Genomic DNA, 15,058 nt, shown 5'->3' with positions numbered 1-15,058 from the left:
ACAAGGAGGCTGTTATGCAAATTGCAACCACATTCAGGCACATGGAACCGAGCGATGCCCTGAAAAGCTATGCGGAAGAAAAACTGGACCGGGTTAAAAAATATATCGACGAGCCGATTGTGGCACAGGTGTTCCTGACCGTTGAGAAGATCCGGCACTCCGCGGAAGTTACCATCACCGCGAAGGGGATTACCATCAAAGCGGCGGAGGAAACCAACGACATGTATGCCGCCATCGATGCCGTGGTGGATAAGATAGAGCGGCAACTGCGCCGCTACAAAGAGCGGATCAAGGAGCACAAGCCCGCGGCCAGCGACAGCCGGGACCGGCAGATCCGGAAGACTGTTGTGGCGGCGGAAAGTATCGATCAACGTCAGGAACCCGTCATCATAAAGTCCAACACCTTCTCCATCAAACCGATGTCGGTCGAAGAGGCGGTCATGCAGATGGACCTTCTCCACAAGGATTTCCTCGTGTTTACCGATGCTGGGACCGAGGACATCAACGTGATCTACCGTCGCAAGGACGGGAACTACGGCCTCATTGAGCCAACCAAGGGTTGAGCCCTGTGCCCCTGGAACTGAGCACTCTGCTGCAGCCGGCGGACATCATTGCCGAGCTCGTGGCTACCACCAAGAGTGATGTCCTGGCGGAACTCGCCAGCCAGGTTGCCGAACGTCATCCCGGCCTGGAGCGGGACGAGCTTGTCCGGGTTCTGCTGGAACGGGAGCGCCTGGGGAGTACCGGGATCGGCGACGGTATTGCCATTCCCCACGGCAAACTGAAGCAGGCACGGGAACTGGTGCTGGCATTCGGCCGCAGCAGGAACGGCGTGGAATTCAGTGCCCTGGACGGCCAGCCGGTACGTTTGTTCTTCATGCTCATCGCGCCCCAGGACGCCGTTGGCATTCACCTCAAAATGCTTGCGCGGATTTCCCGGATTCTCAAGGATCCGGGGGTCCGTCGCAGGCTCATGGAAGTGGCCGACGCCGTGGCGATTCACCAGATCATCCAGGAGCAGGACAGCCACCAGTGAATACAATCAGCCTTTCCATCCAGGACATGCTGGAGGACCGGGAGTACGGCCTCGACCTGACCCTGCTCGCCGGCGAAACGGGGCTTTCCCACCGGCTCCACAGTTCCCGCATCCAGAAACCGGGGCTTGCCCTTACCGGCTATACCGAGCACCTGCATCCGGACCGGCTCCAGGTACTGGGGAATACGGAAATTTCCTATCTCCAGCAACTCCCCGAGGAACAGGCGATCCGCTTCGTCGCCAATCTCTGCTCGTTTCCCATATCCTGCTTCATTGTCACCAAGGGGCTCGACCCCCCCTGGTTCCTCAAGCTGGAGGCGGAAAAGTCCTCAATACCGCTGCTCGGCACGTCATTGCAGTCTTCCACCTTTATCTCCCTCATCACCAAGTTTCTCGAGGAACGGCTCCTTCCCACAACCAACATCCACGGGGTCCTCGTGGACGTGCTGGGTGTGGGGGTACTGCTTCTGGGAAAAAGCGGGATCGGCAAGAGCGAGTGCGCCCTCGACCTGGTCATCCGGGGGCACCGACTGGTGGCCGACGACGTGGTCTACATCAAGAAAAAGGTCCCCGCTGCACTGGCGGGCCAGGCCGGCGCGGCGATCCAGCACCTCATGGAAATCCGCGGCCTCGGCATCATCAACATCAAGGATCTCTACGGCGTCTCCTCCATCCGGGAGAAGAAGATCATCGACATGGTGATCGAGCTTCTGGAATGGGATTCGACCCAGGAGTACGACCGGCTCGGCATCGACGACCAGCGCTACACCATCCTCGGCGTCGATCTTCCCCACCTGAAGATACCGGTCCGGCCGGGGCGCAACCTTACCTCCATCATCGAGGTGGCGGCGCGTAACCACCTCCTCAAAGGGATGGGGTACCACTCGGCGCGGGAGTTCCAGGAAAAGCTCCTGGCACGCCTGGAAGTACGTCCCCTGGGCGACGAGGTCGAATAGCATGCGGATCGTCATCATCACCGGCCTCTCCGGTTCCGGCAAATCCACGGCGGTAAGGGTACTGGAGGACGAAGGGTTCTTTTGCCTCGACAACCTCCCCATCACCCTCTTTCCCACCTTCGTGGAACTGGTGGACAAGTCGAAGGACAAGGTGCGGGATGTGGCGCTGGTGATGGATATCCGGGGGCGCGACTTTCTGGAAGGGTACGAACAGGTTTTCCAGCAGATCAGGGATGCGGGGCACACGGTCGAGATCATCTTCTTCGATGCCACCGACGAAGTGCTTATCCGCCGTTTCTCCGAAACCCGCAGGCGGCATCCCGTCCAGGAGAGCGGCGGTTCGGTCCCCGAGGGGATACATCTGGAGCGGGAGCTCCTTGCAGGGCTTCGCAGGCTGGCAACCCTGATAATCGACACTTCCGAGATGAACGTTCACCAGCTCAAGGAACTGGTCAGCGCCCGCCTCAAAGGGGAGGAGGGGCCGGCCGGCATGACGGTCCATCTCCAGTCATTCGGTTACCGGTACGGGATTCCCCTGGAATCCGACCTGGTGTTCGACGTCCGCTTTCTCCCCAATCCCCACTTCGTCCCGGAACTGAAGCCGTTTCCCGGGACCGACCCGCGGGTCCGCGGTTTTGTCATGGAAAAACCGGCGACCGCAACCTTTCTCGCAAAACTGCAGGAGATGCTCGACTTCCTCCTGCCCGCCTACCGGCAGGAGGGGAAGTCGTACTTGACCATCTCCATCGGCTGTACGGGGGGGCGGCACCGTTCCGTCGTGATCACCGAGCAGTTGCGCGTTTTTTTCAATGGCAGGAATGTACAGGTAAAAGTAACCCATCGCGATGTGGAAAAGGGATGACACAATGACAGGACTGGTACTGGTTACCCATGCGGGGCTGGCCCGCGAGCTGCTGGCGGCTGCCGAGATAATCATGGGGAATATAGAGCGTGCGGAGGCGGTTTGCATCAATGCCAGCGACCCGGTGGAAGCCATCCGGGACGCCATCACGGGAGCTATCGGCAAGGTGGGAGGCGAGGGGGTCATCGTCATGACCGACATGTTCGGCGGTACCCCGTCCAATATGAGCCTCTCCTTCTTGGAGGACAACCGGGTGGAAGTCGTGACGGGGGTCAACCTCCCCATGGTGATCAAGTTTGCCACCGACCGCACGAAGCAGGGGGTGGCCGCACTGGCGGAAACCCTCAAGGAATCGGGCCGCCAGAGCATCCTGGTGGCTGGCGACTATCTGAAGAAATAGGAAACAGGTTAGAGGAAACATGCTCGCAGAAGACTTTCTCATAGTCAACAAGCTGGGGCTCCACGCCCGGGCGTCGGCCCTGCTGGTCAAAACCTCCAGTCAGTTCACGTCGGAGATCAAGATCGAGCGGGAAGGGGTGTCGGTCAACGGCAAGAGCATCATGGGGATCATGATGCTCGCTGCGGCCAAGGGAACCACCATCCGGGTGACGGTGGAGGGGGACGATGAGGTCCTTGCCATGGCTACCCTGGGAGAGCTGATCAGAAATGGGTTCGGCGAAGAGTAACAACCGGTTGCTGCGGGGGATCGGCGCATCCCCTGGTATCACCATCGGCCAGGTCCTGATTACGGACCGGAGCAGGGTGGTGGTTATCGAGGAACGAATCGCCGCCGGCGAAATTGCCGCGGAGGTGGCACGTTTCAAGGCGGCCCTGGCCAAGGCGAAGGCGGAACTTCTCCACGTCAAGGAGGATCTGGCAGCCCGGCGCGGACCGGAGCACCTCTACGTGCTCGACACCCACCTGCTGATCCTGGACGACAGCATGCTGACCCGGGAGACCGTGGCGTTCATCGAGGAGGAACTGATCAACGCCGAGGCGGCCTTGAAACGGACTCTTGCCCGGTTCAAGGAGTTCTTCGCGGGGATCGAGGACGAGTATCTGCGCGAGCGGAGCGGCGACGTGGAAATCGTCGTAGAGCGAATCCTTCGCCACATGGTTGGCCAGGACCAGGAATCCATCACCGATGTGGCCGTGGAAGGAAAGGCGATCATCGCTGCCCACGACCTCTCCCCCGCCGACATCCTCCAGATCGACAAGGAAAGCGTCATCGGTTTCGTCACCGACCTGGGGGGCAAAACCTCCCACTCGGCCATCCTTGCCCGGGCGCTGGAGATACCGGCTGTGGTAGGTCTGGAGCGGGTCACCGGCGAACTAGCGAACGGCGACACCCTCATCATCGACGGCACCACCGGTATCGTGGTGATCAATCCCGACCAGGAGACCTTCCGCGACTATCTCCAGCGCAAGCAGCACTACGAATACATGGAGCGGGAGCTGCAGAAGTACCGTGACCTGCCCGCCGAAACCACCGATGGTTTCCGGATGCGGCTCAAGGGGAACGTGGAGTTCCCCGAGGAGACTCCCTCCCTCAAGGGGCATGGCGGCGAAGGAATCGGCCTCTACCGGACCGAGATCCTCTTTTTCAACTGCCCCGCCCCTCCCGACGAAGAGACCCAGTACACCGCATACGCCACCATGGTGAAGGCCATGGCTCCCCATCCGGTCACCATCCGCACCCTGGACGTGGGAGGGGACAAGTTCATCGCCGACCTTAACCTGGCCGACGAGCTGAATCCGGCCCTCGGGGTCCGGGCGATCCGGCTCTCCCTCCGTCGTCCCGACATCTTCAAGGTGCAGTTGCGGGCTATCCTTCGGGCCAGTGCCCTGGGAAAGGTCCGGATGTTTTTTCCCATGATCTCCGGGGTGGCCGAGATTCGCACGGTCAAGGCGCTCCTTGAGGAGGCCAAGGCCGAACTCCGGAGGGAAGGGGTGGCATTCGACGAAGCGATCGAGATCGGCATCATGATCGAGATCCCCTCCGCCGTCATCATCGCCGATCTGCTGGCCCGGGAAGTGGACTTTTTCAGCGTCGGCACCAACGACCTCATCCAGTACTCACTCGCCATCGACCGGACCAACGAGCACCTCTCCGACCTCTACGAACCGCTTCACCCGGCGGTTCTTCGCTCCCTCAAGATGGTGGTAGACGCGGCCCATGCGGCCGGCATCGATGCTTGTATCTGTGGCGAGATGGCCGGCGAGCCCGAGTACCTCCCCATCCTCCTGGGGCTCGGCTTCGACGAACTCTCCATGAACGCCATCTCCATCCCCCGGGTCAAGAAGATCCTCCGCCGCTGCTCCCGCGCCGAAGCGGAGCAGCTCGTCGCCCGCGCCTTCACCTTCTCCACCGCCCAGGAAGTCCTCTCATTTCTCCAGAGCGAGATTGCTGCGCACTACGCCGACAGTTTCGACTGAGGCGTCAGCAATCCTGTACCGCCTCCTTCCTTCCTTTCTTTCGCCCACTTCCCATCGTTTGTTGCCGCAGTAAAAATTATTGACATATGGGACGGATGTGACGTATTGTTTGAAAAATCAAATGTGAATAATTTAATGTATTGTGCTTGATGACTAGCCTGCTTTACAGGGCGCAAAGGCCGTTCTGTCAGCCAATATGCTGGTGGAGCGGCTTTTTGCGTTCTTCGCCAATAATGTCGGGGAGTGGGAAATGCCACAGAGAAAAAGATACTTAGTGCAGTGTATTGTCGGGCTGATCGTTGTACTGCTCCATTCCTTTTCAGCTGCGGCACTGGAAACTCCGGTGGTTGTGAATCAGGGGGTGTCAAACACCGACCTCTCCAACGTTAAACAGATTGTCAGGACGTCGTCGGGGCGGCTGTATTATTTTATCGGCAATGGTGGACACACTTCCAAATGGGATGGTTGGATAGAGATTGCAGGATCCGTGGATGGTGCAAGCTGGTATCAGGGAAGGCATCTGAACCCTTGGTATGCGGGCTTTGATATCGGTGTTGCCGTCGATCAGCAGAATATCATCCACATGATTACCTATGACAGGAATAAGCATCCGTACTACCAAGCATTTAATACTGGCGACAGTCCAAAGGGGGATGGTTCTTGGGAGGCAAGTGAGCTGCTCGAAAGCCAGAAAACTGCTGACAATGGTAAATGCGTTATTGCCGTGGACGGCAATGGTAATCCACATCTGGTGTACATGCTGCACGAAAGCTACAAGGGTACTACGTATACCACGCTCACCTATGCCAACAGGGTAGGGGGGGTGTGGAACAAGACGGTTATACTGCCGAAGGAAAACAAAATTAATTTTTCCGGCAAGTTTGATATTGCGGTTGGACCTGACAACATTCCGTATATTTTGATGGGATTGAAAATTCTCAAGGGGAATGCCAATAACGCAAATGTGTTCGAGGCTAAAGAACTCGGTTTTACAGGGTTTTCCTTTGTTATCCACGGCAATGGAGATGTGCGTGTCGCTGTTGCCAGTAACGGCAAGTATGCCAATTATCTCCATGCTCACGAGGCTCCCTGGAGCGATGGTTGGCCCCTGCTGGAGTCAGCCACAGTCGACAGTGGCGGCATTCTGCTTCTCGCAAACGATACCCCATACCTAGCGCGACTTTCCTCCGATGGCATATGGTTGCAAAAGAACTTCGATACTCCCTTTCTTGTCGCCGAACAGCCATCGGGTGTTCAATGGCAATCCCTCACGACCAGATGGAGTTACTACAATCATCACAGCCCGGGCGTAATCGACTTTGGTACGCGTTCATGGAGTGATGTGGGGGGGAACCTTTACTGGTATGCCAAATACAATATCCCGACCGCAGCTGATTTCAGTGCCACTCCCCTGAGGGGGGTAGCTCCTCTTTTGGTGAGTTTTTCCGACAAATCCCAGGCAGGGGTGGGAAGAACTATTACCTCTTGGGAATGGGATTTCAATAACGATGGTATTGTTGATAATGTTTACCCGTATGCTGCGTATCGCTTTGAAAAAGGAGGAAAATATTCTGTTCAATTGAAGGTTACTGATTCTCAGGGAGGAACCGATACCAAGAATAAGCCGGATTTTGTTGAAGTTTTGAGCGATTCCGATGGTGACGGGGTAGCTGACGTACTGGATAATTGTCCGAACGGTTACAATCCACTGCAGATCGACCTTGACGGCAACGGTATAGGCGATAGTTGTGAAGCCGCGGTCAACAGAATCAAGAAGGTCGCCTATTTGCCAAGAATGAAAACATTAACGTCAGCAGAAAAAAATGTTCAAGATATAACAAGCATTATGACAGATGGTAAGTTGGACCAAGGTGTACTGTTGTCTTCAACTGATAATACTGCAGTAAGTGTCCAATTGGATAAAGAAGCGAATTTGATAAATAAATTGATCATGCGTTTTTATATATCCGGTATTACTGGTATCGGTTATCCGGTGGAAAGTCATGTATATGTAATGCCTTATAACAAGGATATGATAACAACGCGCGATCGTGGCTTGTCAGGTGGTGGGAATGGTTGGAACGAATTTGATCTTACTTCTATTCTTCCTTATATGTATGGATTTGGCACAGTCAAATTCAGGATCGGGTCTTTACACCAGAATATAAATATTAGTGAAATTGAACTTATTGAAAAGGTGGATCTCAAAGATTTTGAAATACGACCGGCAGGATTGGAATTTAGTAAGGTTGAAATAAATAATAAGGTGGTTAAGGACGTATATCTTGTAAACACTGGCAGGGAATCAACGCGAATTGTCAAAGTACATACGCCGTCAAAACCGTTTTCGATTGAATCTGAAGATTGTACTGGCAGTATACTGTCTGGCTGTACGGTAAGGATATCTTATGAACCGTTGGTAGAAGCTGATTATACAGACTACGTAGTAATTGATTCCACGGATGCTGACAGTTCCAGCAAAAGAATAAAGTTGCATGGTGAAGGTATACTCCCTCCTGCGCGATTAACTGGGACGATAGTGAATGAATCAACAGGAATGCCGATTTCAAATGTATCGGTTGAGGTTACCGATTCTACACAGACCCTTAGAACTAGTACCGACGATAAAGGAATCTACTCGGTTGCCGGTCTGGCACAAGGAGCGTTCACTGTCAGGTTTGCTAAATCGGGCTATTTTGACCAGGTACGAAACGGTGTGATTGCCAAGGGAGAGTTGCTGGATCTTGATTTGCTTCTCTCTCCATTACCTCCTCTAACGGTCACGATTACATCACCAAAACAAGGGGAAATTCTGACATCAGCTTGGACGGTACTTGTCACCGGTGATGTTAGTAATGACGCCCAGGTCAGCGTTAACGGTGTTACGGCATTAGTCTCCAACGGCGTTTATACTGTGGTGGTTCCCCTCGTGGAGGGGCAAAATATTATTTCAGCCATTGCTTCTGATCGTTACGGGCAAACCTTATCGACGTCTATCTCGGTTACCATGACAACAGTGTGGAGAATTTCAGTAAATCTAGCTGGTCTGCACTTTAATTTAGTACAGGTCGGCAAGTCAGGATATGGAAGTCTGACAGTGAAGAATATCAGTTCGACGGACCTTTCGATTGGCAATATTTCCAGGCCATTTGGGCCTTTCTGGATTGCCACTGACGAATGCTCAGGAAGGGTCCTTGCTCCATCGGCATCTTGCCAGATACAAGTACAGTTTTCCCCTACGACGAGCGGATTTTTGACAGATACTATTGACATTCCATCCAATGATGCTGATCACCCGTCGGTATCAGTGAAATTGTCTGGCAATGCGACAACATACGGGGGGTACAGAGTTCCTGGAACCGGTCAGGTCGGTGACTACACCATTAACCCGCTACATTATGTCGTAAGCGGGAATAACGTTGTGACAGACGCCAATACTGGACTGATGTGGGAAAAGTCTGGAGCAGCTACGATGAAAACATGGACGGAAGCGACAGCCTATTGTCAGAATCTTAGTCTTGATGGAATTTCAGACTGGCGGCTGCCGACATTTCTGGAACTTGCAACAATAGTTCACTACGGCCAGGTAAATCCCGCAATAGATGCTTCGAATTTTCCTGGTTCTCAGTCGGATAACTATTGGAGTGCCACGACGAAGCCTGTTACCGGTGGTGAAGGGGCAATAATCGTAAACTTCGCCTACGGCGAATCTCAACCGCTGATAATGAGTTCAACTGCTTTTGTCCGCTGTGTTCATGGTCCAAGCTTATACCAAAATGGGCTCAAATTTACGGGCGATGGGTTCAATCCCAATAGTAATGGCATTTTGGAGGATCAGGACTCGGGACTCATGTGGATATACGGGGCTATGGCAGTTACAAATGGATGGGACGATGTGAGAAGGGTTTGCCCGTATATTTCATATGCCGGGTACTCAGACTGGCGCTTGCCGACAATCAAGGAGCTTGCTGCGTTGTCTCGACAGAGTTGTACGTATGACGGGTGTACCCCATGGTCATCTACACTATCGTCAAGGCCTGATGCTAATGGCCAATATTCCCAAGTCTATGTAATAAATGTCAACGAGGTCGCTTCCGCCAGTAAATCAGGTAGTCATCCTCTACGCTGTGTGCGGGGAGGGAACAGGGGCAAGCTGGATGAGCGCGAAATATCGGTGACGCCACCTGTGGCTGATTTTGGCTCTCCCGTTATCGGAACGTATTCTACTTTGACATTGTCAGTAAAAAACAGCGGTGCCAGTAGGGTGACTATCAGTGCTCTGTCGCCACTGCGTGCACCGTTTTCCATTCTGAGCGATGGTTGCTCCGGACAAATCCTCCTCCCTGCAACTTCATGCAGCGTTAACATTCAATTCACATCAACGGCAGCAGGAACTTACGCGTCATCGTTATCTATTCCTTCAGACGATGCGGACAATCCGAACACCGTGGTAAACCTCATTGGGACTGCGTCGTTGCCTGATACGGTTGTAAGCGGAACAGTTTCACAGGCTGGAAGTGGTATTCCTGTAGCTGGTGTGATTGTAACTGTCACCGATGCACTGAATAACTCTCATGCGGCAGTAACCGATACCAGCGGAAAGTACGCGATTACCGGCATGGCGACCGGTGACTTTAGTGGAACGTTTACTAAAGAGGGATATGAGACAGCATTGTTTTCTGGAGTGTTGGCTGCACAGCAACGGGTAACTATGAACAGTACGTTGGTCCCTATACTGCCAAAAATAACCAACCTTGCTGTAATGAATATTACGGCTAATTCAGCCATAATCAGCTGGACAACAGATCAACCTTCCAATGGCAATGTTGAGTATGGTGAATCGACAATATACAGTGCTTCAGCAAAGGACACCCGGGTTGCTTTGACCCATAGCGTGGTTCTTGCCGCCCTGAAGCCTTCTACAACCTATCACTTCCGGGCTTCATCGGCTAATTCTTTCGGCTTTACCGCTTTATCCGCAGACAGTTACTTTACAACTCCAGTCTTCACTGTCAAAACAGCCGGCGATTTTGGCAATGTCACCGTTATGGAGTTTTCGGGCAACTACGACGCTAGGCTACCTGACGGCAGCCCAAATAATATTCCTCGTAAAGCCGTGACTATGGAGTACTTCAAGACCCACAGCGACACCGATTTCCTGGTCATGCTTTCCTCGTTCGATTATGCCATGCCCGAGGCGGGGGCGCAGGGATTCTATTCTGAAGTGAAGAACGACGTTCAGGGAATCAATCGCCATCTCTTCGACAGCAGTATGCTGTTCGGCAGCGCCGGCAGACTTCAGGGAACCATCGACCTGGGAAACGTTTCGGCTCTGGCGGCCAGTCCCTACGGACCTAAGCTGGATGAGACCCTTACGGTACTTGGTCACGAGATCGGGCACCGGTGGGGATCGCACGTGCGGTTCGGAAATTCCGACGGTACGCTGAATGGCGCCCTTCTTGGCAAGGACGGTTCTCACTGGAGCTATCTCCTGGACAGCAAGGGGTCGCTCCTGTTCGGCAACGGCTGGAAGGAGAACGGTGACGGGACGTTCACGTCAGTCTCGAAGCAGAGCGGCTACAGCCCACTGGATCTCTACCTTATGGGAATGATACCGAGAGAACAGGTGCCTCCTACGCTCCTCATCGACAACCCGGCCATCGACAAAACCCTCATGCCGCATCTGGGGGATACGATCACAGGGACGGCGAAGACGGTCACGATAGGTGACATCATTGCTGCAGAAGGCCCGCGCATTCCCGATGCGGCCACAGCGCAGAAGAAATTCGCTGTCGGCTTCGTGCTGCTGACGCGACCAGGGGACGATGCAACCTCCGCCGTTGCCGCCGTCGAAATCCTGCGCAACGCCTGGGCCGGCAGGTTTGCCGAACTGACCCGGGGGATCGGCGGGATGAGCGATGTAACGCCGAACCTGACTCTTCGGGTTGATTCACCTGTCGATGGCGCCGCGGTGACTGGTCCGTATGTGTCGGTGTCGGGAACGGTCATCAACTCCACCGGCGCGGAAACCGGGATCATGGTCAACGGCATGCCGGCAACCGTCAATGGCAGTCAGTTCAATGCCAACCACGTACCGCTGTCCGAAGGTGCCAACAGCATTGAAATCAAGGCCACCGATGTCAACGGCCTGACAAGCACCGTAACCCGGAGCCTTACCGCCCAACCCGGCCACTACCTACGTATTGTCCCCAATATCGATTCGGGTACTGCACCGCTGAATGTTTCCATCCGGCTGGATGGTTCGTTCAATATCGCCAATCCAACGCTGAGCTTTTCCGGTCCTGTGCCGGTTACGCTGATGCCAGGAGTGAGTTCGACGGAGTTTTCAACTACCCTGATCGTGGAGGGGACCTACACGATAGCAGCCAGTGCAGTGGGGCCGGATGGGGAGGTGTATAGCGATAGCGTGACGGTGACGGTGGTGTCAAAGGCTCAGTTGGACGCCTTGCTTAGGGGGAAGTGGGGTTCTGTTAACGAGCATCTATCCGCTGGAAATCTCCCCGCTGCTCTTACCTATTTCCTGTCTGCAGCACAGCAAAAATATAAAGCCGTTTTTGATGAAGTTAAGGCACTATTGCCAAATATTCTGGGGACATACCAAACTTTAACCACCATAAGCCTTGAAAGCAATATAGCCAAATACAAGCTTACAACACTTGAGGGAGGGAAGCGCTACGCTTACGATATCGTTTTTGTTAGGGACGATAATGCACTTTGGCGGATACGTAGCTACTAAGGGGGTAAGTTATGAAAGCTAATTACATACTGTTGATACTCTTATTCATGATGGTCTACTCCACAACCTGCCACGCTTCCTGGCTCATCTACTACAAACCAGAGTACCACGGAAGAGTCATAGATATCGATACCGGTCAGCCGATTGAAGGTGCAGTAGTGGTCGCCAAGTACCAGAAGGAGACACTTGCTCCTCCTGTCGAGCCAAAGAGTAGTGTTATCCATGTGAAAGAGACACTAACGGACAAGGATGGAAGATTTACATTTCCTTCCTACACCACCATTATTCAGCCGTTTTCATGGAGCTATGATGTTAGCTTCCTTATTTTCAAGCCGGGGTATCTCTGTTATGGATGGTCGGTTCTAGAAGACATGTTCTCTGGAAAAGATAATACAGTTGTTGAGAGAAACCCTATATGGAATAAGAGACTAACGTACCGTTTCGACATATTAGGAACTATTTTGCTGCCAAAAGTTATAAGTTATGAGGATAGGTTCCAAAGTGCGCTAAAATTTAGTACACCAATTGATTATGATAAATATTTGCCAATATCTAAGAAAGTCAATCAAGGCGAAATAGATTATCTTAATTTGATAAGAGGTAAATAGCGATGATGAAGGGCATCTTATTTTGTATAATAATTGTTTCAATGTCAGTACAACCTGCATTGTGTTATAAAGCCAATACTCATAAAGCTCTGAATTCAGCAGTTGTAACCACTAAGTTTAGTTCATCTTACCTCCAGAGTATGTTGGGTTATGCTAATGTAAAGCAGCCAGTTAATGGATCAGAAATTATCAAATGGTTTGAAAATGCCGGTGAACAGGAAGATAGCATCCCCCGTTTCATAAACCATTTCCATGAGCCGATTAGCAACAGTGGATATAATGGATTATGGCATAGCCAGTTAATTTCTGGCAATCCTGCACCGTTATGGGCACAGATGGAAACAGAGAGACAATTCCCGGGCGGCAAATTTTCCTGGCGTGATGCCCGTTCATATTTTCATACGGCGCTTACCTCCAGCGACAAAACGAAACGCGAACAGAGTCTTTCCAATACATTCCGAGCGGTTGGGCAGGTCATGCACCTGATGCAAGACATGAGCGTTCCAGAGCACACAAGAGACACCACTCATATCTTAAACTATACTATTGAAAATTTTGTGGAACACATTGCAAGCAATGGAAAAAATCCATACTGGCCAAAGTTTATTTCACTTCTTGCCCCACCATATTTTCCCATTGACTCGATTCTTCTACAGCAAGACAGTCCTTTTTTGAATGCACCTGTTCCAATTTCCAACCTATTTGACGCGGAAAAATACGACGGTACGAATCCCGTTGTAACACTCGGAAGTAACATCGGGCTTGCAGAGTACAGTAATGCCAACTTCTTCAGTTTCAATACTATCTTCACAGATGTTCCCCATCCTGCTCAGGCAAACGTCATGGAATACGAAGAAACTGATCCCGCAACGGGTGAAATTAAGACCTTTGTTACCAGTGCGGAGGTTGATCATCTTGCCCAAACAATTGTATTCAATAAATATCTGATATTCGGCAAAACAAAGGGATACACGCTGGAAGACGACAAAATTTACCTCGACTACATGCAGAAGCTCCTTCCTCGCGCCGTTGGCTACTCCGCAGCCTTATTGGATTATTTCTTCCGCGGTAAGCTTGAAGCTTCTTTGTCTACGCTTCATCCTTCCACCGCAACAACAATAAGCCTCATGGTGAAAAACTCCACCCCCGGCGAAGAGATGACCGGCGGTAAATTGGCTCTGGTGTTGCGCTATCGGCAGTTTGCAGAAACAACCACCTCGCTGGTTGCTCCACCTCCCGATGCTGAGTACTCTTACATGGTTGTTGAACTGCCGTCTCAGACCGTACCATCCGCTTCACCGGGCGAGTACTCATTCCCGTTACCCCAGTCCTTCCCACTCTGGACAAAGGACCTGGCAGCACAGGTCGTTTATCAGGGAACTCTTGGCAATGAAGCCGGCGCGGTGGCGGTAAGTCCATGGATAGGTATGCAACGCCAGCCGCAGGAAATTGGACTAAAACTCCCGGTCAGTGGTGTATTTGCTGCAACGACGGATTCTTCTCCATTTACGGAAATCCGTGTCAGCGTCCAAAACAACCTGCCTGATGGCCAGACAATGACCGATGGGATAATCTCTCTGTACCTGCTCTACCGGACGTCAAAGACCAATCCGTTCCTCTCTCAGGAGGTTATATCGTTACCAAGCGCAGGATATAGCCTAATAAAGGTGACGGAGAACAATATGCGGAGCATACCGGCAAGTTCTCCCGTAGAATTTGTATTTGACCTCTCTGCCATGCCGCTACCTCTCTGGACGACCGATCTCTATCTGTATGTCGTCTACCAGGGAACAGTGTCTGATGGGGTAACCACAAGACCAAATGTGACAGTCGCTGGAATGCTCGACATCTCCGAACCCACCCCTGTGGACGTCTTCAATAATGCCGACAAAATCTGCATCAAAAATCAATGGTATCCAGCAGGAAGCCCCGATGCCATTGCCCTGTCCGACAATAACAACGACGGTACTCCCGACCTTTTCGATCCCTATGCCCACACCATCGCCAACATCTTTGCCAAGGCTTCGCCTGCCGCTGCGATAACCCCCGCGTCGGCGAGCGATTTCACTCTCAGTTCACCGGAGCTCCTTGCCGGCGGAGAATTCCGACGGCTCGGCTATATTCTGACCGACTACAACTTCCAGTACAGCGTCCTGGAGGATTGGGTGAATGTCGAGCCGACCGACTCATGGGCTATCATCGAGGGGGCGGACCAGTACCCGGGTACGGCGGTCAAAAACCAGACCGATGCGGACGGCACGTACACCTGGCCGGCCATGTACACCATTCGCGGCAAGCAGATGTGGTGGGGGGCGGGGGTCGTCTTCGATAACGATGCCTATTCTGAAAGTCCAGGCTGCGACTGGAGCTTGCTGCCTTAGATGTCGACAGGTAATGGGACCG

At 52.8% G+C, this 15,058-nt stretch carries 10 protein-coding genes; all 10 read left to right on the top strand.

All coding sequences use genetic code 11. The annotated features are described in order from the left end of the window. Positions 1 to 14 precede the first annotated feature (14 nt). The 10 genes from hpf (at position 15) to LDN04_RS16535 (ending at position 15,036) form a co-directional block, all read left to right on the top strand. The gene (gene hpf / locus LDN04_RS16580) at positions 15 to 563 is read left to right on the top strand and encodes a ribosome hibernation-promoting factor, HPF/YfiA family (protein ID WP_223913231.1); all 549 of its coding nucleotides are present in this window, start codon (positions 15 to 17) and stop codon (positions 561 to 563) included. Between the two features lie 5 nt (positions 564 to 568). After that, on the top strand, positions 569 to 1,036 hold the full coding sequence (locus LDN04_RS16575; protein WP_223913229.1) for a PTS sugar transporter subunit IIA: 468 nt from the start codon (positions 569 to 571) through the stop codon (positions 1,034 to 1,036). Next, entirely contained in the window at positions 1,033 to 1,992 is a 960-nt protein-coding gene (gene hprK / locus LDN04_RS16570) for an HPr(Ser) kinase/phosphatase (protein WP_223913228.1), read from the top strand. The genes LDN04_RS16575 and hprK overlap by 4 nt, the downstream gene beginning before the upstream one ends. 1 nt (position 1,993) lies before the next feature. Next, positions 1,994 to 2,854 (top strand): RNase adapter RapZ, encoded by an 861-nt coding sequence (gene rapZ / locus LDN04_RS16565; protein WP_223913226.1) that lies wholly within the window; start codon positions 1,994 to 1,996, stop codon positions 2,852 to 2,854. A 4-nt stretch (positions 2,855 to 2,858) separates the two neighbouring features. Further along, a complete protein-coding gene (locus LDN04_RS16560) occupies positions 2,859 to 3,254 on the top strand; it encodes a PTS sugar transporter subunit IIA (protein WP_223913224.1) in 396 nt (131 codons plus the stop codon). 19 nt (positions 3,255 to 3,273) lie between these two features. Beyond that, positions 3,274 to 3,540 carry an HPr family phosphocarrier protein gene (locus LDN04_RS16555; RefSeq protein WP_223913223.1) on the top strand — a complete coding sequence of 89 codons (267 nt, stop codon included), beginning with the start codon at positions 3,274 to 3,276 and terminating at the stop codon, positions 3,538 to 3,540. Then, the gene (gene ptsP, locus LDN04_RS16550) at positions 3,521 to 5,290 is read left to right on the top strand and encodes a phosphoenolpyruvate--protein phosphotransferase (RefSeq protein WP_223913221.1); all 1,770 of its coding nucleotides are present in this window, start codon (positions 3,521 to 3,523) and stop codon (positions 5,288 to 5,290) included. Before LDN04_RS16555 ends, ptsP begins: the two co-directional genes overlap by 20 nt. Before the next feature lie 196 nt (positions 5,291 to 5,486). After that, on the top strand, positions 5,487 to 12,047 hold the full coding sequence (locus LDN04_RS16545; protein WP_223913219.1) for a DUF1566 domain-containing protein: 6,561 nt from the start codon (positions 5,487 to 5,489) through the stop codon (positions 12,045 to 12,047). 11 nt (positions 12,048 to 12,058) lie between these two features. After that, positions 12,059 to 12,655, top strand: coding sequence for a carboxypeptidase-like regulatory domain-containing protein (locus LDN04_RS16540; protein ID WP_223913217.1), 597 nt, complete (start codon positions 12,059 to 12,061; stop codon positions 12,653 to 12,655). Positions 12,656 to 12,657: 2 nt separating this feature from the next. Next, positions 12,658 to 15,036, top strand: coding sequence for a hypothetical protein (locus tag LDN04_RS16535; RefSeq protein ID WP_223913214.1), 2,379 nt, complete (start codon positions 12,658 to 12,660; stop codon positions 15,034 to 15,036). Positions 15,037 to 15,058 lie beyond the last annotated feature (22 nt).

It is taken from the genome of Geobacter sp. AOG1 (assembly GCF_019972315.1).
In the GTDB taxonomy this organism is placed as follows: Bacteria; Desulfobacterota; Desulfuromonadia; order Geobacterales; family Geobacteraceae; genus Geomobilimonas.
This window is presented reverse-complemented; position numbering and strand designations above follow the sequence as displayed.